We start from the raw sequence: 25829 nt of genomic DNA, 5'->3' as shown, positions 1-25829 counted from the left end.
CAGGCTCAACCTCTAAGCGGGTTTGTTCAACGCGGCTGCGAGGTCGGGCGTTTGGCCCCTGGACCCCGGCCTTCGCCGGGGAGGCAATCTTGGGGCATGCGTGGGTGAATGACGAAACGGCAGTTACTCACTCTCCCCCCCGCGAAAAGTCCGGCCGGCGGGGCGCCCCGCCGGCCGCAGTTTCCCTTGAGGGAGCAAGAACCCGGTCAACGCGACCGGGACGGCCCGGCGGATGGGAACCGCCGGGTTTGGGGGTGCAGGCAGGCTCAGGACAACCGGGCGGCGGCATGACGGGCGATGAAGTCGGCATGGGTCGGCAGGACCGCCATTTCATGCGCGATCATCGCCTTGATCTCCGCCAGAAACTCTTTCAGTTCCGCCTCGCTCAACTGATCGGCCAGCGGATGCCAGGACCGCGGGATAATGCCCTGGCCCAGGAAGACCTGAATCCAGCTCACATCCAAGAACAGCTCGTCAAAAACGCGGGATACACGCCCATGGGAGGCGAAGACGCGCATGCGGCGCTCCAGCTCCTCCGGGATGTCCATGGCGCGGCAATCGCGCCAGAAGGGACTGTCGTCGCGTTCGGTGGCCTTGTAATGCAGGATGATGAAGTCGCGGATGCGCTCATACTCTGCCTGGGCCTTGGCGTTGAAATCATCCACCTCCACCGCGTCAATGCCGTCATTGGGCAAGGCCATCAGGATGCGGGTGATGGCCGATTGCACCAGATGGATCGAGGTGCTTTCCAGCGGCTCCAGGAAGCCGCTGGACAGGCCCACGGCCACGACATTACGATTCCACATCTTTTTGCGTCGACCCGCCGTGAAGCGCAGCAGGCGCGGTTCGGCTTGGGGTTCGCCGTCGAGATTGGCCATCAGGATGTCGCGGGCCTGTTCCTCGCCCATATAGCGGCTGGCAAAGACATGGCCGTTACCGATGCGGTGCTGCAACGGGATACGCCATTGCCAGCCGGCGGGATGGGCCGTGGAGCGGGTATAGGGGGTGAATTCGCCGCCATTGGCGCAGGGGACAGCCCAGGCGCGGTCGCAGGGCAGCCAGTGAGACCAATCCTCAAACCCGGTGCCCAGCGCCTGCTCGATCAACAGGCCCCGGAAGCCCGAGCAATCAATGAACAGATCGCCCTCGATCTTTGAGCCATCCTCCAGTTCCACAGCCTCCACATGGCCATTGAAGGCGTTCAGGATGGTGCGGCGGATCTTTCCTTCGCGGCGAACCACGCCGCGTTCGGTGGCGAAGCGGCGCAGGAAGGCGGCGTAGAGGCCGGCATCGAAATGGAAAGCGTGGGTCAGCGGCTCGAGAGGCGACCGGCGCTGCGGCCCCGGACGGGCATAGCGCAGGGCGCGGGCGGCCACGGTGTTATAGACATACTGTTCCCAGTCCCCGTCCAGCCCCAGCGCGTTGGCCCGGCGCCAGACATGGTGGAACTGGGTCATGCCCAGAGGACGGCCCAGCGCGCCGAAGGCATGCATGTAGCGGTGGCCCTGGCGGTACCAATCCTTAAACTCGATGCCCAGCTTGATGGTGCCGTTGGTGGCGCGCAGGAATTCATCCTCGTCGATGCCCAGCACGCGGTTGAAGGTGGCAATTGGCGGGATCGTCGCCTCTCCCACACCTACGGTGCCAATCTCCTCCGACTCCACCAGATGCAGCCTGTGCGTCTTGCCGGCGACGCGGGCAAGGGCGGCCGCCGACATCCAGCCGGCAGTGCCGCCGCCAACGATCACGATGCTGCGAATGGGTTTATGCATGGTGTTCCCCGGTTGGTTTGGGGAGAAGGATAGCGCAAAGGCGGCGAAAAGCTGCCCGGTCTCCCTCAAGGTTCATGCCTAAAGAAAAACCCCCGCCGGCACAGGGTCGGCGGGGGCATAGGGAGACAGGATCAGAACTTGTAGGAAGCGCCCAACAGGTAGCGGCTGCCATAATCCTCAAACCGCTCAACCAGACGCGTGTCGCCACGGCCATAGGCGGTGAAGGGTTCGTTGGACAGGTTATAGCCCTGGAGCATCAGGGTCAGGCCCTCAAGCGACGACCCTTCCTGGAACTCATACGACACCTGGGCGTCGTAAATGGTCTCGCCCTTGCCCATACGCAGGGCACGGGACTGACCGAAGCCGGTGACTTCCGCCAGGAACTTGGAGCGGTAGTTGGCCGAGACACGGGCCTGGAAACCGTCCTTATCGTAGTAGAAGGTCGCCTGCGACGTGTACTTCGAGAAGCCCGGGATCGGCTGCGCCGGATCGCCCGGATTCGGCTGGATCGAGGTCTTGGTGTAGCCAAAGCTGCTGGTCAGACCAAACCCATCCAGACGCTCGCTGATCATGTCGAACGGCAAGGACAAAGCCAGTTCGAACCCATAGATATCGCCGCCATTACCATTGGCCGGCAGGTTCGAATAGCCCTGGAAGATACGCGGCGTGACCGTACCACTGTCAAAGCCGGTGAAATCCAGGATCTGACGCTCATTGTAGATATAGGTCTTCAGCCACTTGTAATAGGTGTTCAGGGCGAAGTAACCGGCATCGGCGAAGTAGAATTCATACGTCGCGTCAACAGCATCCGCCACCCAGGGCTTCAGCTTGGGGTTACCATTGCCGTCACCACCTGCACTCCACGGCGAGAAGTCGATGGAGGTGTTATTGGCGAAGGCTGGATTGAAGCTGAAGGTCGACAGGGCCGACAGTTGGTCGGGGCGGGCCCGGGCCATCTGACGCGAGGCCGCCAGGCGGATCTTGTGATCCTCGTTCGGCATCGTGAAGATCAGGTTGGCGCTGGGCAGGAAGTTGTAATACTTGGCACCGGCGGTGCGCAGACGGAAGCTGCCGTTGCTGGCAATGGCCGGGCCGGTCGAGGACTGGTCGGTATGGACATACTGGGCGCCGACATTACCGGTCAGCTTGACCTCTCCCAGCATGGCATCCAGATCAACCTTGGCAAACCCGGTCCAGACCTTCTCATTGATCTGGTAGGCCAGGTCGTTGACGCAGTTGTTACGCGGGCACTTGACCAGAGAGTAGGTGCCGTTGGCCAGCAACTCACGCGGGTCGAAGGCCAGCGTATCGCCCAGACCGATCCAGGACAGATCCGTCGGCTTCAGAACGGAGCTGGCTGGGACCGGCACCGAACGCTGGGCGCGCGGGTTCTGCACATTGGCCGTGGTGACCACATACCATTCCGGCTGAGAATAGTTCTTCTGGCGGTCGGTGTAGTTGACGCCGGCCGTGATAGCGCTGAATGCGTTGCTTTCGATCTCACGCTTCACATCGAAGCGGGCCGACCAGAGTTCGTCATCAATGGTGGGCGTGTTCAGGTAGCCGTTCTGATCCAGGGTGCCGATGGAACCGCCGGACCACCCACCCGGATCGGTCAGCAGCATCAGGCTGGGATCGGCATAGTTCAAACGTTTGGTCAACTGCCAGCCGAAATCATTCGGCGCAGAAGTAAAGCCGATCGTATCGGTCGCACCGGTACCGGCACGGCCCGTGCCGTAATAAGCCTCAAAACGCGAGGACTTGCGGTCGGCCGAGCTGTAGCCGATATCGGCGGTGACGGTCCAGGCGTCCTTGTTATAAACGCCGTTCCAGCCGGCAGAGTACAGGTCGGCCTTGGTGGTGCGGATGTCCGAACGACCAACGCCCTTGACGCCCGAGAAGGAGCCGGCGGTGATCAGGCCGTCTTCCTGGGTGCGGCCAGCGGTGGCCAGCGTGGCGCCGGACCAGAACAGCGGCAGTTCCACACCGCGCTGATACTGCACATCGTCGAACTTCGAATAGTAGAAGTCGGCCGTGCTGGTGAAGTTGTCAGACGCTTCCCACTGCCAGGTGGCGACAACGCCCGTACGCTTCAGCGTCTGGGAATTGGCGCGGAATTCGCCACCGCCGATGATCCACGGATCAGTCTGGGTGCCGCCGCCCGGATAATTGCCATCGCCCCAGAAGCGGGCCGACTTGATCTGCGTCGGCTGCATCAGGTGCGAGACGCCGAGCGAGATGCCCATCGTGTCATTGGCGAAACGGTCGATATAGGTGCCGGAGAAGCGATAGCCATATTCATCGCTGTCGCTGTTCAGCTTGCCATTGGTCACATACTCGGTACGGGCCGAGACGGACAGCACCCGCTCCTTGTAATCCAACGGACGGATGGTCTTCAGATCGACCGTACCGGCCAGACCCTGACCGATCACGTCGGACTGCGAGGTCTTGTAGACGGCCACACCGGACGAGATTTCCGCCGGGTACTGGTCGAATTCCACCGAGCGGTTATTGCCGGTCGTCACCTGTTCGCGGCCATTCAGCAGCGTGGTGGTGAAGTCGGGGCCCAGACCGCGCAGGCTGATCGACTGCGCACGGCCATCGATACGCTGGGCCGCCAGACCGGGCAGACGGGCGATCGATTCCGCAATGGAGTTATCGGGCAGCTTGCCGATATCCTCGGCAGTGATCACTTCCACGATCTGCGTGGCGTTGCGCTTCTGCTCAATCGACGCCTGGAGCGACTGGCGGAAGCCGGAGACGATGATCTCTTCCAGCAAGCCGTCGCCGGCAGCCGGAGCGGCGGCGGCCGGGGCGGCCTGCGCCACCTGGGTCTCTGCCCGCTGGGTGACGATGCTGTCATCGGCGGCGATCGCGGCGCCGGCCGTCAGCATGGCAGTGCCGGCAACCGTCGCCAGCAACGCAAAACGCATTGGATGAACCTTGGACATTCCTCTCACTCCCCATCGACTAGCGTCACCGACGCCATTGTTTTTTGTTGACCCCGTTCGGGGCGCAGTTCCAAACCGCGAGCGACTTCCGCCCGGATCAGCCAAGCCAGTCCCATTGCCCGGCGCCAGTTTCGGCCCCGAACCCGCTTTTCGCTTCATCCGAACGCGCAACAACCATAACAAGCGGACGCGACGACTACCCTCACCCGCAACAGCCCTGATCTTTATTGGCCAGCCTTTGCAGCCCCTGTTTATTTGAGCGGCAAATAAATGGATGAATGTATCCTGTGCAGGAACAATCTACCCACTGGCGGCGTTTGCAACCGACCCCATTTCAGGGCCTGTTGTTCCGGCATGTTGCATTCCGAATTTAGTTACAAACCCCGAAAACGGAGAGCGCGAAAATACGTATGCATAAGATTGCTGCGTTGCGACGCATACGTATTCAGATGCAAATCCGCGACAACTGGGTGATCCGGCGCACTGTCGGCCCGGCCGCTTCCCGGTTGCCCCTGCCCGGAAAATGCGCGCGGCCTACATTTCAAACTGGCACCGGGGCCGCGGCGGCGGCATCATCGGCGCCCGGACCGGAAGCCGTGAAACAAGGACCACGATGCACAGAACGGGTTGGGGAAGGGCATGGCTGATAGCGGGGCTGGCGCTGCTGCTGGCGGGGCCAGGTCTGGCAGCCGACCCGTCGCCGCAGACCGGCAGTGCCGGCGCCAACCCTTCTACGGCACGTGCCCTGGTCACCATCATCGGTGAATTGAGCTATCGGGAACGGATCGCCCTGCCGCCGGGCGCCACCTTGCTGGTCACCCTGGCCGAGCAATCCAGCGGCGGCGATCCGGCAGGCCCTGCGCTGGCGCGACAGAGCGTCGATCTGGCGGGCCAGCAGGTGCCGTTGAGTTTCCGCCTGACCGCCGCCCAGGCCAAACTGAAGGCGGGGGAGCGTTATGCCCTGCGCGCCATCATCCAGGACCGGACGGGCCAGCCGCTCTGGTCCAAACAGAGTGCCCATGTCATCAATCCGGATCAGCCGCTGCATGATTTGGGCATGCTGTGGCTGACCCGCGCCGCGGCACCGGCCCCCGCCGCCGCCATGGACAGTCCTGCCCCCACCCTGCCCGGCATCCCATTCCAATGCGGGGATCGCCAGGTGCTGGTCCAGGCCCGTGATGACGGCCTGGACCTGACCCTTGACGGGGTCACCCACCGGCTGGAACGCCTATTGTCGGCCAGTGGGGCGCGGTATGGCACCGGCTTGCCGGACGGGCGGGAGATCCTTTTCTGGACCAAAGGGCGCAATGCGCGGCTGACCATCACCGGCGAGGCCGGGCTGTCATGCGCTCAGGCGGAATTCCCTGACGACCCGGCCCCCAGACCCGGCCAGTATGAGGCGAGCGGGCGCAGCCCGGACTGGACCTTGCGTATCGGGCCGGAGCGTCTGGAACTCGTGAGATCTGTCACAGGAACGTCCCAGATCGTGCAGATCCCCGTGCCCGAGCGGCAATTGCTGGCCGATGGCCATCGTTATGTTGCGCGGCTGAGTACCGGGGAATTGAGGGTGACCATCAATCCCGGCCTGTGCCTGGAACCGCGCACCAGTGTGCCATTTCCAGACCGCGTAACGGTCGAGATGGGCGAACAGGTGTTGAGCGGCTGTGGCGGATCAGCGGCAGCCTTCCTGGCCCAGGCGGAGCAATGGTCGGTGACGCTGCTGAATGGCGAGCCGGTCACCGATGCCGGCCTTTCCCTGCGCTTCACCAGCCAGGGAGAGATCAGCGGTAACGCCGGCTGCAACCGTTTCATGGCCCGCTACCGCGCTGATGCCAATGGCTTGACTATCGCCGGCCGCAGCGGCGGCAGCACCATGATGGCCTGCCCGCGAGAGATGATGCTGCGCGAACAGGCCTTCCTGTCGGCCCTGCGCAGCGTGCAGACTCATACCGTGGAACCTGACGGCACCCTGGTCCTGACCGGCCTGGATGAGACGGAGATACGGTTACGGCGGGTGGGCGGGCCGTAGAACGTTATGGCTTCGCTACGCTCGGTATAGCACAAAAAAAGGGGCGCCCTGGTCCCTGACCACCCGCCATGGCATCCCGGATCAGCCTTGCATCGGTTAGATCAGGTAGAGAGGGATCAACAGCACCGAACGGAGACATTGGCGTGCTGCCATCCTCGCGGGCGTAGAAGCGGATCAGAGCCTGTTGAATCTGGGCGCGCTGGATAGCGTCAGCGGGATCTGTGCTTGCCAACAGGTCGGCCAGAATGAATGGGTCGCGAGCGTCCGTGCCAGCATAGAAGATAAACATCTTCCGCGCACCTGGATCGCTGCACCATATCTGTTCAATCAGGGGCCGCATGCGGGGCCATTCGTTCATCGCCAACAGGATGGGCGCCAATCGCTGCGCGCCCGTCATTGGTGGTGGCCAGCCCATCGGAATCGGTTCCGGTAATTGCGGAATCAAGGCAGCGGCCTGTGCGTGCGCCCAATCACGCACACCCCGGTTGCTGGTGGTCGCCAGGGCGGCTGCCATTTCCTCATCATTGGGGACATACTGGCTGTGGCGGCCGAATATATCTTCCAAAAGCCGATCACCGAAACCTCTGACCTCCCTTCCCAGGACCAAGGCCACTTTCGGCCAGCGGGTGGCAACGGCGGGGTCCTGTAGCCAGGCCTCACTCTGTTCATCGGGGCCGACACGGCCCTGCATGGCCCGAATGAAGCCCTCCAGGTCGTCACTATAATGCCATGGATTGTCCGTGAAGATCAGGAGTTCGAAATCCCGCTCCAGCAGGTCCAGTGCCTCCGCCCGGCGGCCCAGCAAGGCGAGATGGCGTATGGTCCAGATCAGGCTTCGCAGGTCACGGTTATGGTTCAGCCGAGCCTGGAAGAAAGGTACAGCATCGGGATGATGCCCAGTGACCAGTGCCAAGAGGGCATAGTCGGCGCGGCGGCTATCCTTGCCTTCCAGCGACTGCCCGGCCCCATCGATCACGCCAGCAAGCAGTTCCAGCCAGGGACGTTGGTCAGCCCCCGACCAGGGCAGGTAACGCCCCATCCCATTGTCAATACGACCGCCCCAGGCCGGCGGTTCTCCTCGTTCGGACCGTGTGACCATGGCTGTAAGATGCGCGGTCGGCATGGAAGGCCAGGCACCCGTCAGATAATCCAGCGCATGACGGGCGCGCCATTGCGCATCCGGGTCCGCATCAGGACGGAGCCGGGACCGCAAGTCGGCTTCCAACGCGCGTAAGGCGGTCTCTGGCCCCGCCTTCTGCATCGCCACATAATCGCGGATCAGGTGGACCCAGCGTGACTTGGCACCACCATAAGGGGCTGCCACGTCCCCACCTGCCGCCGACAGAATTGTCCAGGAACCGTCCGCTTGTCGCGCAAGGAACAAAACGTAGCGCTGCCCCCGCTGGGGCATGAAGAGTAGGCAGGGATTGACCTGATCAGCCCCCAGTGGCCCGCCGCTGAAGAAGCCCAGCGCAAGATCGGCCTGTTCCGGCCCCACCCCTTTCAGCGCCGAAAGCCGGCGAAAGGTCGCGAAGGGCGGGTATTGGTAAGGCTCCGGCCCCCGCCGTGGGGCCAGAGACGCCGCCTCCGCCACAATGATGGCGTCGGCTCGGGCCACCATATCGAATGCCGCACTACGCGCCATGTCCGCATATCCACCGCAGCCACCGGGCGGAGGGGACGGAAGGGACAAAGCCCAGGCCGGGGGTACGGCCTGGAGGAGGAGCATTGATAACAGCAGACTCCACAGAGCACGTGTTCGCAAAGTGCGGATCAACACGGTGTTCCTTCTCGGCAGGTTCGGTGGAGCAACATGGCCATAGCTGTTTTCTTAGTCGTCTTTCCGCATCGGACAGGAAAGTGGTTCCGCTATTGGTTTGCCACCCTTCAGGATGGGAAGAAAGTCACGCTCGCTGTAGGGAAAGCGGCTTGCAGCAGCTGCAGCTGCCAACAACAAGCCGTCGCGCTGCTCCTCTGACAGGCCGGGCGTGACCAGCATGCGGGCAAAAAGGCGGTCTTCCATACGTGTCAATTGTTTGCGGAAGGCTTGGATCACCCCCATACGGGATTTGCCATCGCGGCAGAACAGCTCCGTCAACACAGCTTCGCCCTTGCGTTCGCCCACCAGCAACTGCAAGGCCAGCTGCGGGTCGTCCTGTTCCCACCCCTCATATTGCTGATCCCATTCCACGCGGTTAGCAGGGTCGCGAAGTTGTTTCTCGGCCCACGCAAGCAGCGGATGGTCTGTGGTCACATAGGTCAGCCAAAGGGCTTTATCCGGTTCGGCTATCGGATCGGGAACCATCAGGTAGGGAGCGATATCGTCGAAAATCCGGCCACTGGAATCCCGTCCCAAATAATCCATGATACGCCAAGCCAGATCGGGCCAGATGGCACGCAAATCGGGGTCGCGGTGCCACGCTGGCTTCCCATCACGATCAGTGTAGCCGGACATAGATTTTTCAACCATGCGTATGTATTTATGCACCTCTGCGATTGAAACGGTCATGATCCGTGTGGACAAAAGCCGCGCAGCGTCAGCCCGTCGGTCATCCCACGCCATGTGGATGATGGCGAAGAATAGGCCAGCGGGATCATCATTTCGTGCCGCCAGACCCGCGAAGAACTCAGCGGCATCCGGATGCCCAGGCCGCGACAGCGCCCAAAGTACGGCAACACGGAATTCCGACGCGGTATAGACATGAGGGCCCGTCACCGTGCCATCGCTGCTGGTGACTGTCCAATCCTCCACCCACGGATTCCAACGCAGCTCGGCGGGGATGCGGCCCGCCTCCAACTCCCCATGTAGCCAGATCAGATGGCTTGTCGGCTGTGTCGCCTGTATCGTGTCCAATTGTTCCGACAGACGTGCTGCCTTGAACTTCTCCGTCTCGCTGGCCTTGGGGTGCTGAACCCGTGCCAGAGCGGCACGGATGGCAGCCATTCGCTGATCCGGCGGCAGGTCATCCTCGATCCGCACAATTTCTGCCGCCACCTCTACCCAGGCCCGGCGGAGGGACGAGTGACCCGGTGCAAACTGCAAAGGCGAGGCATTGGGGCTGTAGCCCCCCTTGTCATCGGGTGACAGCAGCAGCAGGTAGGTGGCACCCGCCTGATAGACGTCGTGAAAACATTCGCCCAACCAGCCGCCGTAGGTCCGCAGATCGGAAAAATAGCGTCCAGAAACCCGGATGCGTCGTTCCGCCGTTCCGCGCAGCACACGCTTCACGGCGAACTCAACATAGTCATCCGCCAATGGCCGGATCACCCGTGCCTCCACGACAATAGGTGCCGCAGCCACCTCTGCATAAGGCGTCCTCGGCGTTTGCCCTGGTTCGTAATAGGTAGAACAGGCACGGACCGCAGGTGCTGCAAACAGCGCCAGCAGCAGCAGAGGCAGCAGCAGAAGCGACCAGCCACGCCCCGCCACCGCCGCCTCAACCAGGGCGCGGTCATTCTCGGGCAGATGCTTGGGCATATTCGGCATGGGCGGGTCCCGGTGTGGAAGATGGTTATCTTTTCACAACCGGGTGGGGTGCGGCAATGGGGGTGGTGCGGACCGCTATGCAGCGCCCGCGATCATGCCGGTCGCCTTGTGACGGCGTTTATGTAGCGCGGATCAGGGCCTATTGAAATTCCGGGTGCAGCTTTACTAACCCATTGAAATTCATAAATTGCCTCCCCGGCGGAAGCCGGGGTCCAGGGGCCACACGCCCAACGTGGGTGCTGCGGATAGCGAGGCAGGTGGAGAACGCGTTACCTTTGGCCCCTGGGCCCCGGCCTTCGCCGGGGAGGCGGGTACGGGGGTGACAGGTGTGTCCCCTCCCCTCCGTTTAGGGGAAACTGACCGCCACAAAAGCCGCCACCCGCCCGCCGCATTTGCAACCATCCACGTTCTTCAGGCTGTTATCGGTATAGGCGATGCCAACCGTGGCGGGGGTCAGGGCGTAGGAGAGTTCAGCGCCCCATTCCCAGAAGTTGGGGCCGCCCAAATCCTTGCGGTCATACCATTGATGGCCGAGATGCGGGGAGAGGGCAAAGCGCTCGGCAAAGGGGAGAGTGACGCCGATACGATGATAGAGCGCGTCGCCGGCCCCGCCATCATCGGGGCTATAGACCATTTCCGCTTCCCATTGGAGGGTGTCGAAATCCAGGGCCACCGCGAGGGCGAATTCCCATAGATCGGCACCGGCCCCTTTGGGAGCACCGGCATAATGGGTGCGGGCAATGCCGGCCACCAAGGCGCCTTGGTCCCAATCCCATTGATAGCCCCCGACAAAATTGACTTCCGCATCGGTGCCGTCATTAAAGTCGACGGTCGAGCCATCCACCCCCAGGAACAGCCCCCCCTTCAGCGATCCAGGTCAGGCCAGCCTGAAAAGCCGCATGACCATCGGATTGTGAGGCCCCCTTGTCGATATAGTCGGTGGTGATCGCCACTGAGCCTTCGATATCCGCCAGGGCCGGCCCCACCCAGACACCCGTTACCAACGTCAGTGCTGCCAACTGTTTAAGCATCCTGCCAGCCTTTTCTGTGCCCTTTTGCGTTTATGATACCCAGGGGCAGAGGTTAACCGGCGGCAAAATAAGGGGTTGCTCCGGCATTTTCATGCGGTGCATCGGGATATATCGGCAGATGGTCGGCGATTGATTTTGACTTTCAATAGTATTCAGGCACCGGCCAGCGCCATGGGTCAGCCTTCCTGTTCGGACCCGAACAGGGGTGTCGGCATTTGATCACGAACCGGCCGCAGCACGATGTTGGAGGTGACACGGCTCACCCCCAGTTCGGTATCGTCAATCCAGCCCTGGGTCAGTTCCTGATAGGCATCGACATCGGGGCAGATCAGTTTGGCGATATAGTCGAATTCGCCGCTAACCTCAAAACACTCCACAACCTCCGGCGTATTGGCCAGACGGCGTTCAAACAATTGACGCCCATGTCGCCCCTGATGTTCCAGGGCAATCTGGGTCAGCACCGTGATGCAGCTTTGCAGCTTGCGGATGTCGAGCACCGCACGGTAGCCGGTGATCAAGCCTTCCCGTTCCAGACGGCGGACCCGTTCAAGGCAGGGCCGCGCCGACAGGCCCACCCGTTCAGACAGGGCCTGGTTGGTAATGCGGCCATCGGCCTGGAGTTCGGTCAGGATACGCAGGTCGATCTGATCAAGACGGCGACGCATAATGGGTCCGGATGGTGGCGGGGTGACCAGCGTAGCAGGAAACCCCCGCCAGGGTGGAGGGGGTTTGACAAAGGCCTAGAAGACGCAAAGGTCAGTCATCGTCCGACAGATCAGGCGACCAGCGCTGTCTGCCCGTCCCGCCCAGCCATAAAGCCCGCCAGCAGATGTTCAACCACATGGGCGGTGCGGTTACCCTGGTCCTGCGTCGCCGCATATTCAACAATATCAAGCGATTGCACGAGGCCAGAGGCACCCAGGAGACGCAGGCTGTCGACACATTCGTCCAGCAGCAGACCACCGGGTACCGGCGTACCAACCCCTGGCGCCACCGAAGGGTCCAGCGCATCAATATCAAAACTGACATGAACATGGCCACCGCCGGCGGCCTGGATGCGGCTGATTGTATGGGCGACCAGCGCGGCCAGCCCGCGTTCCCGCACGGCCGGCATCTCATGAAACTCAATCCCGGACCGACGAAGATTCTCCCGTTCCCCGGCATCAATGTCGCGGATACCGAACTGAACCAACCGGTCGGGGCGCAGCAACGGCGTGAAAGCCCCTACCCGCAGCAGACAGGGATGACCGATGCCGCAGGCCAGGGCGGCCGGATACCCATGGGTATTGCCCGAAGGTGAGGTTTCCGGCGTGTTGAAATCCGGATGGGCATCGAACCAGAGAACATAAAGATTCCTGCCCTGGCGGCGCGCATGCTCCGCCGCCGCGGCCACGGAGCCCAGCGCCATCGCATGGTCACCGCCCACCATCACCGGCACCCCGCCATCGGCCAGAACCCCGGCCACAGCATTACGCACCCCCGTACACCAGGCGGCGGTTTCCCGAACTGACCGGCTGCCGGTTTCATCGGGTGTGCCGTCATAAGCGGGGCCGCGGACATCACCGCGATCCACCATACCCATCCGTGGCGCCAGACCGATGGCGCGCAGGGCCGCCGGCCCCTCTGCCGCGCCGCAAGCCTTGTTCCCCACATCCGTGGGCACCCCAATGAAACCGTACCAGCCGCTCATCTGCGTTTCCTGTTTTTCTGTTCTTATCAACGGTTGGTGAGATGGGAGAGGGTATCGGCGAACCGATCCAGCGCCCAATCCAGGTCCGCGTGGTCAATGACCAGGGGCGGCGCGAAACGGATGGTGGTGTCGTGGGTCTCCTTCGACAACACACCCTGCCGCATCAGCAACTCGCAGACATGCCGGGCGCTGGCAATCGACGGATCAATCTCTACCCCCACCCAGAGCCCCCGACCGCGCACGGCGGTGATGGCCGGGCTGCGGATGGCCCGAAGCCGCGACAACATATGCGCGCCCAGCGTCGCCGACCGTTCGACCAACCCCTCATCGGCAATCGTATCCAGCGCCGCAAGACCAACGGCCGCTGCCAATGGGCTGCCGCCAAACGTCGACCCATGGCTGCCAGGGCCGAACATGTCGATCACGTCACGCCGCGCGACAAAGGCTGATACCGGCATGACACCGCCGCCCAGTGCCTTGCCCAAACAGAGACCATCCGGGCGGATGCCGTCATGCTGATGGGCAAACCAATGGCCGGTGCGACCCAGACCCGACTGGATTTCATCCAGAATTAACAGGACATTGTGGCGGTCACAGATGTCCCGCAGGCGCCTCAGATACCCGTCCGGCGGCACGATGATCCCCGCCTCCCCCTGGATCGGTTCGACCAGGATGGCCGCCGTGTTGGGGGTGATTGCTGCCTCCATGGCAGCGGCATCGCCAAAGGGCACGATGCGGAAACCGCCTGCAAAGGGCCCAAAACCGTCACGATAGGCCGGTTCGGACGAGAAGCCGACAATGGTGGTGGTGCGACCATGGAAGTTACCGTCGGCAACCAGGATTTCGGCCTGATCGGCGGCGACACCCTTGACCCGGTAGGCCCAGCGACGCGCGGCCTTGATCGCCGTTTCCACCGCTTCGGCGCCCGTATTCATCGGGCAGGCGCCATCCAGCCCGGTGAGGCGGCAAAGACGCTCCAGAAACGGGCCCAGCTTATCCGAGTGAAAAGCACGGGAAATCACAGCGACCTTTGAGACCTGGTCCGTCAGGGCCGCCAGGATACGCGGATGCCCATGGCCAGTATTGACGGCGGAGTAGGCCGCCATCATATCCAGATACCGCTTGCCATCGCCGTCCCACATCCAGGCCCCCTCGGCCCGAGTGATCACCACCGGCAGCGGCTTGTAATTCTGTGCGCACCAGCGCTTCTCAACTGCAATGGCATCGGCATTGATGCTGGTCCGCATATCCATGATCGTCTCCCCGACGGGTGCTTTTCGTTCCCTTCAGGATGGCAGTCGGGGACAGCCGAAACGGTTGAACTTCACCCGACAAACGACAGGAATGGGGCGGGCAAAGGGGTAGGGGCAGCCGAACCTGTGTGACGTCACACAGGCCCAACGCCACCCGTGCGGTTTGGCACAGCAAGGACACCAAACCCTTCTGTGTGACGTCACACACAGCACCCGTGCATTGCGGCACAGTGACAGGCCTCCGCACCAGACCCCTGTTCTCCATTGACGGCGCCTGTGATTTGAGCCAATTCTCAAAGCCTCAAATCCCCACCCATGGACCGGTGCCATGACGCCCGATGAACTGCGCCATTTCCGTGAAAGCCGCGGCGAAAGCCAGGCCGCCTTTGCGACCTGGGTGAATGCCAAGCTGGGCCGTAAATATGATAATGCCACCATCAGCCGCTGGGAATCCGGTGCCGAACGCCTGCCGGTTCGGGTGGCGGAGTTTCTGGCCGCCGCCAGTCAGCGGACGGCCACCATCATCGCAGTGGCCAACCAGAAGGGTGGCGTCGGCAAGACCACCACGACCCTGAATCTGGGCTATGCGCTGGGCGAACTGGGCAAAAAGGTGTTGATCGTCGATGCCGACCAACAGGCAACGGCCACCGAAGGATCGGGCATTGATCCGCTGGAAGTGCAGGATCGAAAGGGCGGTCTGGAGGATGTGCTGTTCGGGCAGACCGGCATTCATGACGCCATCGTCAAATGTGACGGGTACGATCTGCTGCCCTGTACGATCGCCCTGGCAGAGGCGCAGATCAAAATCCTGCTGGACCCCGACGATGGGCGCTATGTGCTGCGGGAAAAACTGTCAGAGATTTTGCGCGATTACGACTTTATCGTTATCGACTGCCCGCCCGAACTGGCGTTGATTACTGTCACGGCCCTGATTGCCGCCGATTACCTGCTGATCCCGACAAAGGCCAGCCGATATGATGTCCGCGGCATCCCGCTGATCTTTGATACCGTGTCAAAGATTCAGCGGCGGCAGAATCCCAGCCTGAAGGTGTTGGGTGTACTGCCCACCATGTTCAACCGCAACTTCGCCGTTGAGCAGCAGGTGCTGTCGGACCTGCAGGAAAGCCTGGGCGACAAGGCGCGCATCTTTGCACCGGTGCCGCGATCCACGGAGATCGACCAAGCCACCTATGCCGGCGCCGTGCCGCTGAAAATGCTGCCCAAGAGCCACCCGATCGGGGTGTACCGCACCCTGGCACAGGAGATCGTCAATGGTTAAGAACTGGCGTAAACCGGCAGGCCCGCAGCCGACACCCCAGCCGACCATGGTGGCGAAATCCATTGGTGAAAGCCTGGAACGACCCGGCGCGGATCTGATATTTGGCACGGCCGAAGGTCTGCGCGACACGGTGTTGTTACGCCTCACCGATGTTGAGCCAAATCCCAACCAACCCCGCCGCCATTTCGATGAGGAGGAGTTGCAGGCATTGTCCTTCTCCCTGCGGGAAGTCGGGCAATTATCACCGATCCTGGTACAGGCGCATCCAACCCAGCCCAAACGCTTCATGCTGGTGGCTGGTGAGCGTCGCTGGCGGGCAGCGGGCATGGCCGGCCTGACCAGAATCATGGCGCATATCCTGCCCACCGATGCCAATACCGATCAGATTGCCCTGATTGAGAATTTGCAACGGGTGGATCTGTCACCCGTGGAGGAGGCCGAGGGTATTCGTCGGCTGATCGAGACCCATGATTATAATCAGGAAGCGGTTGGAGATCTGCTGGGCCGGTCACGCACCGAGGTCAACACCACGCTGACCTTGCTGAAACTGCATGCAACAATCCGCAGCGACTGTGTGACGTCACACAATGACGTGCCGAAGGCTGTGCTGCTGGAATTGGCCCGGATGGAGGAGGTTGACCAATTGAGCCTATGGCTCAAGGTCAAGAAAGGTGAACTGACAGCCCGCGAAGCCCGCGAATATCGGGCCCGCCTGCAGCGCCCCCCCGATGGGGGCAAAGGTGCGCCGGGCGTGAAACCTGTCACAGCAAAGAAATTCATCGCTGGCCTGGGCAAGCTGGAAGAAAGCCTGTCTGCCGGAATTGAGGCTGTCGCGGAGAAGGGGCCTGGCCGCCTGAAACCCGAAGAACGCGCCCGCCTGGAGGCGTTACGCGCCACACTGACCCGTATGGCAAGCCGGCTGGATGGTCTGTTGGAACCGTGAGATCCGGCACAATGTCGCCAACCGGCTGTGGCTGGGCCGTGGGCACACAGGTCCGACGCCGGCCCGGCCGTCAGCGCCGACCATCGCCCACCTGTTTCACCCGGCGCCGTCCCAGGAATGTCTGGATACGTCCATGGCGTTGCGCCGTCAGTGGATATCCGGCGATCACCAGCATCGACAGACCCAGGCCCAGCACCGGCACAAGCCCGGCCAGAAGGCGGAAGCCGGTCAGGCTGGCCATTGTCTGAGCCGCCCCCGGCACATAGCCAACCCCGTCCAGGGCCAGACCGCCCAGAAAGGCAGACCCGCCCAGCGCCAGCTTGAAGATCAGCGAGGCCAAGCCATAAACCTTGGCCTCATCCCGGCGGCGGTGGCGCCAATGGGCATAATCGACGGCATCGGGCAGCATGGACCACATGGCCACCGCATGCGCCGCATGTCCAAAGGAGATCAACGCCAGACAGGACAGGGTTGGCCAGAAAGCGGCGGGTGATGTGAAAGCCAGGGCGACAGCGCCAACCATGACCAGGGCGCTGCCGGCCTGCCAAGCCATGGCCTTTGACCAGCGGCGGGCCACCCAGACCCATAAGGGCACGGCCACCACCCCGGCCGCCGAAAACCAGACCAGGGCCTGCGCGGACAGGGCGGCATCACTGCCCAGATCATATTTCAACAGATACGGAATATTCCGCATCAAGATGCCCAGCGACAGGTGCAGAGCCACCGTCGCAGCCAGCAGGCGCAGCAACGGTCCGTTGCGCAGCACCGCCCGCAGGAAACCGCCCAGATCGGCGCGCAGGCCCGGCAGTGGCGCCACAGCCCCTGGCATTGGCGGTGGCAATTCACGCACGACAGCCACACAAACCAGATGCGCCAGCACCGCCAGCACCCCGACACAGGCCGCTGCCGGGCTGTAGCTGCCGAACCAGCCAGCCAGCAATGGCAGCATTGCCGACACGGAGGTTGATCCGGCAAAAGCCAGCAACATACGCCAGCCCGTCAGGCTGGCCCGTTCATCGCTGTCGCGCGTGATCGCCGCGGTCAGGGAGGAATAAGGAATGGCGACAACGGCATAACAGGTGCGCAGCACCATATGGGTCAGCGTGGCGAAGACCAGCATGCCCAGCGAACCGGCCACCAGGAAATCCGGCGGGGAAAAACACAGCCAGAAGGACAAGGCCAACGGCACCGTGCCAAACAGGATATAGGGACGGTACCGCCCCATCCGGGTCCGGGTGCGGTCGGACAGGATGCCCATCAGCGGGTCCATGCAGGCATCCCAGATCGACGCGATCAGATAGGAAATGCCGGCATCCACCGCCGAAAGGCCGAGCGCATCCATCTGAAAAAACAGAATGAACAGCAACAGCGATTGCCAATAAAGATTGAGGCCGAAATCGCCGACCGCATAGCCGACCCTGGCCCGAAGACCCACCATTCCCATAATCGACTGACGCCTCCCCCGCCCGGATTGCCACCGGACTTGGGCGCGGACCTTATACGGTTTCACCAGTTGCGTCACGGATGACCGGCACGGACGGGCAGGAGCCTGGTCGACAGGTCCATCAGACATAGTCCGATTCTTTCAATCAGAAGGCAGTTATGTTACTTCCGGCCTAATCCTTAAAGTTAGCGATCACAGGGCCTGTCATGCGTCTCAACCTGTCGATGAAGATACTGCTGTCGAACCTGGCCATCCTGGCACTGCTGCTGATCGCCGCCCTGGTCATGGCAGTGGGCACCAGCCAGCAGCGGGCCCAGGTTGCCGTAGCCAAACAGGCCGCCGACCGCGCCGCCGATCAGGCGCTGACACTGGTGGCCCTGGTCAAGGATATCCGCGGTGATGTCATGCGGGTACAGCTTTGGCTGACCGATGTGGCCGCCACGCGCGGGCTGGACGGGCTGGATACGGGATTTGCGGAGGCAGAGAAGGCCAAGGCCGATCTGCTGCGCAACATGCAGACCGCACGCGCCCATGCCAAATCCATGGGTCTGTCCGATGTGGAGGCCGCCCTGGGCCGTGTGGAAGGGTTCTTCGCCCATTTTTATGCCAAAGGCACGGCCATGGCGACCGCCTATGTCAATAGCGGGCCGGAAGTGGGCAACATGCTGATGGGGGCCTTTGTCGGCGAAACCGATGGCATGTCAGCCGAGCTGGACGCCGTGGCCGAGGATGTGCGCAAGGTGGCCGAGGCCGCCAAGCAGAAAATGCAGACCGAACTGGCCGCCGCCGACGCCATCGCCGCCAAGCTGACCTGGCTGGTCCTGGCGCTGGCCGGGATCGGCGTAGCGATTGCCATCATCGTGCTGTTGGCGCTGCGCGGCAATGTTGTCATGCCGCTGATCGGGCTGACAGGTGAGCTGACCCGGATCGGACGCGGCGAGTTGAAGGTCGCAGTGCCCGCCATGACTGACCGCCATGACGAGCTGGCCGACATGGCGCATGCCATCGAGGCGCTGCGCGATCGGTCGATCGAAGCCGCGCGACTGCGCGAGGAACAGGCCGCCAAGGATGCAGAGGCCGAACAGCATCGCCGCAACGCCCTGCGCCATATGGCCGAAACAGTGGAGGCGGAAAGCCGGGCCAGCGTGGATGGCATTGCCCTGGAAACCCGCGACATGGACGGGGCCGCCGCCGCCATGGCCGACAGCGCGTTGCAGGTACGCGATAGTGCGGCCAACATGGCCAGTGCCGCCATGCATGCCCTGGCCAACGCCCAGGCCGTGGCCGGCGCCACAGAGCAATTGACCGCGTCGATCAATGAGATCAGTGCCCAGGTGGCGCATGCTACCAGCCTGTCCGGTCAGGCGGTGGAGCGCAGCCGGGCCACGCGCGGCACCATCGACAGCCTGTCGGAGGTGGTGGACCAGATCGGCGGGGTGGCCAATCTGATCCGCGATATCGCCGAACAGACCAACCTTCTGGCGCTCAACGCCACCATCGAGGCCGCAAGGGCCGGCGATGCCGGCAAGGGCTTTGCCGTGGTCGCGTCGGAGGTAAAGAACCTGGCGACGCAGACCACGCGGTCGACAGAAGAGATTTCCGCCAAGATCATGCTGATCCAGAATGTCACGGCAGAAGCGGTGATGGCCGTGGAGGGCATTGCCGATGCCATCCGCGCCATGGATGAAGTGTCGGCCGGGATTGCCGAGGCCATGGAAGAGCAGGCCGCCGCCACCAGCGAAATCTCCCGCAATGTCACCGAAACGGCAGAAGCGGCCCAGGAAGTGGCGACCCGCATCGATACTGTTTCACGTGAAGCGGATAGCACCGGCGATAAGGCCGCAGCCATGCGCGAAGTGGCCATGCGCATCGTGGGATCGGTCAGCGACCTGCGCCAGACCCTGGTGCGCGTGGTCCGCACCGCCACTGTGGATGTCGATCGCCGCCATGGCGCCCGCCATATCGTGGAACTGGACGTCTCGGTTGTGGTCGGGGGTGAGGTCCGACAGGGCCGACTGCTGAACATTTCCGCCGGCGGCGCGCTGATCGAAGGTTTGGCGCTGGCCGAGGGGACAGAGGGTTCATTGTCGGTGCCAGGGCTGGAGGGTACGCTGCCATTCCGGGTGAAGACACGCGAGGGCGCGCAGAACGGTGTCGCTTTTGTGTTGGATGATGGCCAGAAGCTGCATCTGGGCGGCCGGCTGGTGGATCGGTTTGCGGCGTGAGCGTTACCGCCCATCCCATGGGTTGAACAGGGTGGCACCGCTGTCGGCGACGTCGCGGATATTGCGGGTGACGAGGCACAAGCCGGCCTCCAGTGCGGTTGCCGCCAGCATGGTGTCGATGACTGGCGGCGGGTGCCCCTTCAGGCGCCGTGTGGTGCCCATGATCACTCCCCAACGGCGCACCACCGCATCCGTTACCGATAGGATACGACCGGCGAACCGGTCCAGCAACTCATCGCGCAGACCGGCATAGGCAAGTCGCCGCGGATCGTCGGGCGGCAAGGCAGCGATGCCCTTCTCATACTCGCCGATAGTCAGGACGCTGACATGGAACAGCGCCTCGTCCTGGGCCGCTGCCCAGTGCTTGACGCTGGGCGCACCTTTGGGGTTGATCAGGGCGGCGATGACGGTGGTGTCCAGCAGCCAACCACTCATAGATCAATCTCGCAGCCGGTATCCCGTTCACGCGGGAAATCCAGGTCCAAGCCGGGCAAGAGCCAGCCTGATTGATGACAGCAGGGGATAAATCACCCGTATTCGTATCACGACGAACGATTCTAGACCGACCTCTGTTGCTTCCTAGACGTGGCCATCCCCTAGCGATCTGGCCAGGTCCGCCTCAACTCCCCCGGTAGGTCGAGTAACTCCACGGGCTGAGCAGCAGGGGGACGTGGTAATGGCCGTCGGCCTCTGCAATGGCGAAGCGCAGCGGGATCTCGTCCAGGAAGGGCGGGTCGGCGAGGGGCACGCCAAGGCTGCGGAAATAGTCGCCGGCCTGGAACAGCAGTTCGTAGGTGCCAACCGGGATCGTGTCGCCCGACAGCAGGGGGCTGTCGGTGCGACCGTCGCTGTTGGTCCATTCGGTCTTGATCAGGGCGCGTTGCCCGCCTTCCAGAGAGAACAGCTCCAGTTTCAACCCGGCAGCGGGGCGGCCCGTGGCGGTGTCCAGGACATGGGTGCTCAGGCGGGCCATGTCGTGCTCACCAGTTCGGGTTGGTCATAGGCTTTCAGGTCTTCCAGGAAATGATCCTGGTCGGCCAGCCACAGGTCGCGGATGATGCCCTGCACCAGCCGCTGCACCCCATATTTCATGCCGCTGATCGACGCCCCCGACAGGCCCATGGAAAGCGTGGCGCCAAAGGTGAAATTATGGATGTTGGCCAGATGCGGGGCACAGCCGGGGACGCGTTCGGTAAACTGAAACGCATCCCCCAGATAGGGGTAGCGGATCAGCAGCGGGTTGCCCTCCCCCTTGGGCGGGGTGAAACGGTCGGCCCAGGTGGCGATATCCTTGGCGAAAGCCGCCACTTCCGGCCGGAAGGCGGCTTCGACGATGAAGCCGGTGCCCACCACCAGGAAATCGAAGATCATCACACCCTTGGGCGTGCCGACATGGATTTCATCGCCCTCCATGCGCAGCCATTCCCAGGGGCAGGCCGTGTGGAAGGCGAAATTGGGATGCATGGCGCAGCGGTGGAACGTGTCCTGCGGCGGCGGCTGGTTCAGGTCAAAGATGTGCCGCATATAGCGCCAGCGGTGGAGATCGCCCATCGCCGCGAAATGGCCCAGGAAACCGGAGAATTCCATCCAGCGATAGGGGTTTACGCGCGGCAAGTCAGGCCGGCGCAGGCAAAGATCGACCGATGCCACGCCCGATTCCAGCGCCGTACCGGCATTGTCAAAGGCCGACGCGCCGGCCCCCAGCACGCCGATGCGTTTACCCCGCAGTTCCGTGAAGTCGATAAATTCAGAGGTGTGGGCATAGCGGCTTTCCGGCACAACGCCGCGGATAAAATCCGGCACGTGCCAGCGACCGGCCCCGTCAATGCCAGTGGCCAGCACCAGCTTGCGCGCCAGCAGCAGTTTTTCCCCCGCCGGTGTTTCAACGCCCAAGCGCAGGATGCCGCTCTCCTCCTCCGGGTCGATGCGAACCAGGTCATATTCGTTGCACACGGGGATGTTCAGGGTCTGGCGATACCAGTTCAGATAGTCCTGCCAGACCTCCTTGGGCACCTTGCCCAGACCGGCCCAGGCATCGCTGCCAAACCGCGCCTCATACCAGGCGCGCGGCGTCAGGCTGGGTACACCCAGATCGGGACCGGTCAGATGTTTGGGTGTGCGCAGCGTGATCATACGGGCAAAGGTGACCCAGGGTCCTTCCTGGCCGGCCTTATTGCGGTCGATCACCAGGATATTGCCGACCTTTTCCCGCATCAAACCAAAGGCGGTTGCCAGCCCCGCCTGTCCGCCGCCAACAATCACCACGTCATACACATGGCCGTCGGCATGGGTGCGCGCCGGCACCCAGGGCCGGGCGGGATAATCCAACAGGGTCAGGTCGCGCGCAACCTGGGCAGCAAGCGCTGCCAAACCATCATCACTCATGTCCCAAAAAGCCCCTCCAGGCGGAATTTGGCTATTTTGGCGACTTCTCCCAATGCTGTTTTCATTTCCACGGCGGGATCATTGTCCAGCCGGGTTGCCAGAGCAGCCTTGATGCTGTCCCTGGTGTTTTCCTTCACCGCGATGATGAAAGGAAATCCGAAACGGTCGCGATAGGCACTGTTATGCCGATCAAACCAGTCGAATTCTGCGTCGCTGAGCCGGTCCAAGCCTAAACCCGCCTGTTCGGCGGTGCTGTGCGCCGTCAAGCCGCCGCCACGCGCCAGTTTGCCAGCCAGGTCGGGATGGGCACGCAGCAGGGCCAGTTGCGCCTCATGCCCGGCATCCCGGACGGCCCGCACCATCGCATGGTGCAGTGCAACAATATCAACGAAGGGCCGGGCCTCAAACGCCGCTTCCGCCACCCAGGGGCTGTCCTCCCAGATGCCACCCAACAGATGCACAAAATCAGCGTGGGCCAAGCTGTTCAGCAGGGCAGGCGTGGATCGGGCGGGGACGGGGTCGGTGTCATCAGCCATGACCCATGGTGCCATGGATTTTCTTGTGCGCAAGCGAAACGATAGGTGAGATTATTGTGAAGATCGAGCCCGTCAAGGATGAGGAGGTTCTCGCGCATGACCCAAGCCTATCCCCGTGACCTGATCGGCTATGGCGCCCAGCCGCCGCATCCGCAATGGCCGGGCGGGGCCCGCATCGCGGTGCAGATCGTGATGAATTATGAGGAGGGCGGGGAGAATTGCCTGCTGCATGGGGATGGGCAGTCGGAGGCCTATTTGCAGGAGGTGGTGGGCACCCAGCCCCTGGCCGGTCAGCGCAACCTGTCGGTGGAATCCGTCTATGAATATGGCAGCCGGGCCGGGTTCTGGCGGTTAATGCGGTTGTTTGACCGCTATGGCATCAAGATCACTTGCTATGCCGTGGCCATGGCATTGGCCCGGCATCCCGATGCGGGCCGCGCCATGGTAGAGGCCGGGCATGAGATTGCCTCGCACGGCTGGCGCTGGATTGATTACCAGAATGTGCCGGAAGCGGTGGAGCGCGAGCATATGCACCTGGCCATCAATACCATCCGTGACCTGACGGGGGAGCGGCCCCTTGGCTGGTACACGGGGCGTCTGGGCCCCAATACGCGCCGGCTGGTGATGGAGGAGGGCGGGTTCCTCTATGATGCCGACGCCTATAATGACGATCTGCCCTACTGGCTGCCACCCGGCACCTGTGAGGGGCAGAGCCAGCCGCATCTGGTCATCCCCTACACGCTGGACGTCAATGACATGAAGTTCGGCACGGCCCAGGGCTTCAACCAGGGGGATGATTTCTTCACCTATGCCCGCGATGCCTTTGACGCGCTGTATGCGGAGGGGGAGACGGCGCCCAAGATGATGTCGGTGGGGCTGCATACCCGCCTGATCGGCAGGCCGGGGCGGGTGCGCGGGCTGGAGAAATTCCTGGACCATATCATGGCGCATGAGGGCGTCTGGGTGGCGCGGCGTGTCGATATCGCGCGGCATTGGCGGGATGTGCATCCGTGGGCCGGATGAGCAGGGATCTGCGCTACCAAATGCTAAGCGACCGCCCAAATTCCGTACAAAAGGCAGACCGAAACCAACAGGGCGGCCGTTGCGGGCCGCTCTTTCGTTTTCACTGCGTCGAGACCCTCACCGCGCCTCGCGCAGTTCCGCAACGTCGCTATCCTGATCCTTCAACTCCCCCAATTCGCCCCGCGCCCTGGCCTTGCGGCCATAGACCAGTTCAAACAAAGGCGAAGCCATCAGGGTGGTGATGATGGCCATCAGCACCATGATGGAGAACAGGGCCGGGCCGATAATGCCTTTCTGCAGGCCGATATTGATGATGATCAGTTCCATCAGGCCCCGCGCATTCATCAAGGCACCGATACCCATGGCGGTCGCATTGTCCTGACCCGTCAGGCGGGCCGCCGCCCAGCAGGCCCCACCCTTGGCCAGGATGGATGCCCCCAGAATAGCCACCGTCACCAGCGCCAACTCCCAGTTATCGACCAGCGTCAACTGGGTATGCAGACCGGAATAGGTGAAGAACATCGGCAGAAGCACGACCACAGCAAACGGTTCCAACTGTTTGCGCAACTCGGTGCTCAACACGCCACGCGGCATGACACAGCCCAGCAGAAAACCACCGAACACCGCATGGATACCGGCTGCGTCCATGGCCCAGGCACAGAGCAGGAACAGGATCAGAACGATGCCCAGCGTCGTGTGATCCACACGACCCATCCGTTCCGCCCGACGACCCAGCGGAGCCAGCAGCTTCGGCCCCAAGGTCAGCATGAAGATGGCGAAGGCGCCACCGCCGCCAATGGCCTTTACCGCGACCATGGGACCATCGCCAAAGGTGGCCAGCACAATGGCCAGAACCGCCCAGGCCCCGGCATCGTCAATGGCGCCGGCTGACAATGACAGGGTGCCCAGGGGCGTGCCTGACAGACCGCGTTCATGGATGATCCGGGCCAGCATGGGAAAAGCGGTGATGGCGATGCAGGCACCCATGAACAAGGTGGCCTGGGGCAGCGTCAGCCTCTCGTTGAACAGACCATGGCTGACCAACCAGGGTGTGATCAGAATGGCCAGAAGGAAGGGTGCGGCCATGCCCGACAGGGAGACGGCCGCAGCGCTGCCGACATTGGCGCGGAAATGGTCGGACCGGAAACCCAGGCCGACCAGGAACATGTAAAGTCCGACGCCGAACTGCGCCCCGACAAACAACACGCCCTGTGACTCCTTGGGAAACAGCAGCCCCTGAATATCAGGCGCAAACAGCCCCAGCAGGGATGGCCCGAGGATGACGCCGGCAATCATCTCTCCCACCACCTGCGGCTGGCCCAGATAGCGTTTGGCCAGCCAGCCGACGCCACGGCAGGCCATGATGATCACCGCAAGCTGAATGAAAAAGACCACACTGAGCTGGGCTGGCGTCACGCGCGTGTCCTCCCTTTCGGACAAGGTTGTCTGGCCGTGTTTACCACGTCTTCAGAAATTGACGGGATAGCCCATATCAGGCCCGGAGACACCATGCATAGCGCCAATTTTATCGCTGGGCTGTTCATTTACGGCGGCTCTGGCAGCGGTAGATACCATTGCCAACGCGGCCCTCATCCGCCCAATCAAGCGCAGTGCAACATCCCGCGTGGGCAGATGTCACATTACTGTAACATTCCAGCCTTTACTTCCTTTGTGTGGTCAAACTGCATCACCGTCATAGCAACGTCACACACCCCCCTGCGCGCCATCTTGAAAGCGTCGGCAACCCTCTCCATGCTGTGTCGCAACAAACATGGACAGAC

The 25829-nt window shown here is 62.6% G+C and carries 20 protein-coding genes; 5 read left to right on the top strand and 15 right to left on the bottom strand.

Translation table 11 applies throughout. The features are described from left to right. Positions 1 to 266: 266 nt before the first annotated feature. Both CHU95_RS21675 and CHU95_RS21670 read right to left on the bottom strand, forming a co-directional pair. The gene (locus tag CHU95_RS21675) at positions 267 to 1772 is read right to left on the bottom strand and encodes a tryptophan halogenase family protein (RefSeq protein WP_094458468.1); all 1506 of its coding nucleotides are present in this window, start codon (positions 1770 to 1772) and stop codon (positions 267 to 269) included. A 131-nt stretch (positions 1773 to 1903) separates the two neighbouring features. Further along, on the bottom strand, positions 1904 to 4723 hold the full coding sequence (locus tag CHU95_RS21670) for a TonB-dependent receptor (RefSeq protein ID WP_165772306.1): 2820 nt from the start codon (positions 4721 to 4723) through the stop codon (positions 1904 to 1906). Positions 4724 to 5336: 613 nt separating this feature from the next. On the opposite strand from CHU95_RS21670, the gene CHU95_RS21665 reads away from it, so the two are divergent. Then, positions 5337 to 6752 carry an META domain-containing protein gene (locus tag CHU95_RS21665; protein ID WP_165772305.1) on the top strand — a complete coding sequence of 472 codons (1416 nt, stop codon included), beginning with the start codon at positions 5337 to 5339 and terminating at the stop codon, positions 6750 to 6752. 4 nt (positions 6753 to 6756) lie between these two features. Here CHU95_RS21665 and CHU95_RS21660 read toward each other — a convergent pair whose 3' ends face one another. The 7 genes from CHU95_RS21660 to rocD form a co-directional block, all read right to left on the bottom strand. Then, positions 6757 to 8397 (bottom strand): hypothetical protein, encoded by a 1641-nt coding sequence (locus CHU95_RS21660; protein WP_094458462.1) that lies wholly within the window; start codon positions 8395 to 8397, stop codon positions 6757 to 6759. A gap of 186 nt (positions 8398 to 8583) precedes the next feature. Continuing rightward, the gene (locus CHU95_RS21655) at positions 8584 to 10239 is read right to left on the bottom strand and encodes a hypothetical protein (protein ID WP_094458460.1); all 1656 of its coding nucleotides are present in this window, start codon (positions 10237 to 10239) and stop codon (positions 8584 to 8586) included. A gap of 346 nt (positions 10240 to 10585) precedes the next feature. Next, the gene (locus CHU95_RS21650) at positions 10586 to 11083 is read right to left on the bottom strand and encodes a hypothetical protein (RefSeq protein ID WP_165772304.1); all 498 of its coding nucleotides are present in this window, start codon (positions 11081 to 11083) and stop codon (positions 10586 to 10588) included. Further along, complete coding sequence (locus CHU95_RS21645; RefSeq protein ID WP_094458456.1) at positions 11058 to 11270, bottom strand: TorF family putative porin; 213 nt, start codon at positions 11268 to 11270, stop codon at positions 11058 to 11060. The genes CHU95_RS21650 and CHU95_RS21645 overlap by 26 nt, the downstream gene beginning before the upstream one ends. Before the next feature lie 176 nt (positions 11271 to 11446). Further along, positions 11447 to 11935 carry an Lrp/AsnC family transcriptional regulator gene (locus tag CHU95_RS21640; RefSeq protein WP_094458454.1) on the bottom strand — a complete coding sequence of 163 codons (489 nt, stop codon included), beginning with the start codon at positions 11933 to 11935 and terminating at the stop codon, positions 11447 to 11449. A gap of 110 nt (positions 11936 to 12045) precedes the next feature. Next, complete coding sequence (locus CHU95_RS21635) at positions 12046 to 12960, bottom strand: arginase (protein ID WP_094458452.1); 915 nt, start codon at positions 12958 to 12960, stop codon at positions 12046 to 12048. Between the two features lie 26 nt (positions 12961 to 12986). Beyond that, the gene (rocD, locus tag CHU95_RS21630; RefSeq protein WP_094458450.1) at positions 12987 to 14213 is read right to left on the bottom strand and encodes an ornithine--oxo-acid transaminase; all 1227 of its coding nucleotides are present in this window, start codon (positions 14211 to 14213) and stop codon (positions 12987 to 12989) included. Between the two features lie 328 nt (positions 14214 to 14541). Here rocD and CHU95_RS21625 point away from each other — a divergent pair, with 328 nt between their 5' ends. Beyond that, a complete protein-coding gene (locus CHU95_RS21625) occupies positions 14542 to 15492 on the top strand; it encodes an AAA family ATPase (protein WP_094458448.1) in 951 nt (316 codons plus the stop codon). Beyond that, a complete protein-coding gene (locus CHU95_RS21620; protein WP_094458446.1) occupies positions 15485 to 16435 on the top strand; it encodes a ParB/RepB/Spo0J family partition protein in 951 nt (316 codons plus the stop codon). The genes CHU95_RS21625 and CHU95_RS21620 overlap by 8 nt, the downstream gene beginning before the upstream one ends. A gap of 70 nt (positions 16436 to 16505) precedes the next feature. On the opposite strand, the gene CHU95_RS21615 is transcribed toward CHU95_RS21620, so the two are convergent. Beyond that, positions 16506 to 17873 carry an MFS transporter gene (locus CHU95_RS21615; protein ID WP_207762583.1) on the bottom strand — a complete coding sequence of 456 codons (1368 nt, stop codon included), beginning with the start codon at positions 17871 to 17873 and terminating at the stop codon, positions 16506 to 16508. Positions 17874 to 18085: 212 nt separating this feature from the next. Here CHU95_RS21615 and CHU95_RS21610 point away from each other — a divergent pair, with 212 nt between their 5' ends. Continuing rightward, entirely contained in the window at positions 18086 to 20104 is a 2019-nt protein-coding gene (locus tag CHU95_RS21610; RefSeq protein WP_094458443.1) for a methyl-accepting chemotaxis protein, read from the top strand. Positions 20105 to 20107: 3 nt separating this feature from the next. On the opposite strand, the gene CHU95_RS21605 is transcribed toward CHU95_RS21610, so the two are convergent. From CHU95_RS21605 to uraD, 4 genes are all read right to left on the bottom strand, one after another. Next, positions 20108 to 20539, bottom strand: coding sequence for a type II toxin-antitoxin system VapC family toxin (locus CHU95_RS21605; protein ID WP_094458441.1), 432 nt, complete (start codon positions 20537 to 20539; stop codon positions 20108 to 20110). Between the two features lie 184 nt (positions 20540 to 20723). After that, positions 20724 to 21077, bottom strand: a complete 354-nt coding sequence (gene uraH, locus CHU95_RS21600) for a hydroxyisourate hydrolase (RefSeq protein WP_094458439.1) — start codon at positions 21075 to 21077, stop codon at positions 20724 to 20726. Beyond that, complete coding sequence (locus CHU95_RS21595; RefSeq protein WP_094458437.1) at positions 21065 to 22489, bottom strand: NAD(P)-binding domain-containing protein; 1425 nt, start codon at positions 22487 to 22489, stop codon at positions 21065 to 21067. The genes uraH and CHU95_RS21595 overlap by 13 nt, the downstream gene beginning before the upstream one ends. Further along, positions 22486 to 23025, bottom strand: a complete 540-nt coding sequence (uraD, locus tag CHU95_RS21590) for a 2-oxo-4-hydroxy-4-carboxy-5-ureidoimidazoline decarboxylase (RefSeq protein ID WP_094458625.1) — start codon at positions 23023 to 23025, stop codon at positions 22486 to 22488. Before uraD ends, CHU95_RS21595 begins: the two co-directional genes overlap by 4 nt. Positions 23026 to 23121: 96 nt before the next feature. On the opposite strand from uraD, the gene puuE reads away from it, so the two are divergent. Continuing rightward, complete coding sequence (puuE, locus tag CHU95_RS21585) at positions 23122 to 24048, top strand: allantoinase PuuE (protein WP_094458435.1); 927 nt, start codon at positions 23122 to 23124, stop codon at positions 24046 to 24048. A 117-nt stretch (positions 24049 to 24165) separates the two neighbouring features. Here the strand turns inward: puuE and CHU95_RS21580 are convergent, their stop codons facing one another. Beyond that, positions 24166 to 25464 (bottom strand): cation:proton antiporter, encoded by a 1299-nt coding sequence (locus CHU95_RS21580; RefSeq protein WP_207762582.1) that lies wholly within the window; start codon positions 25462 to 25464, stop codon positions 24166 to 24168. Positions 25465 to 25829 lie beyond the last annotated feature (365 nt).

This window comes from Niveispirillum lacus (assembly GCF_002251795.1).
In the GTDB taxonomy this organism is placed as follows: domain Bacteria; phylum Pseudomonadota; class Alphaproteobacteria; order Azospirillales; family Azospirillaceae; genus Niveispirillum; species Niveispirillum lacus.
Note: the sequence above shows the minus strand (reverse complement) of the source record. Positions and strands in the feature narration are given on the sequence as shown.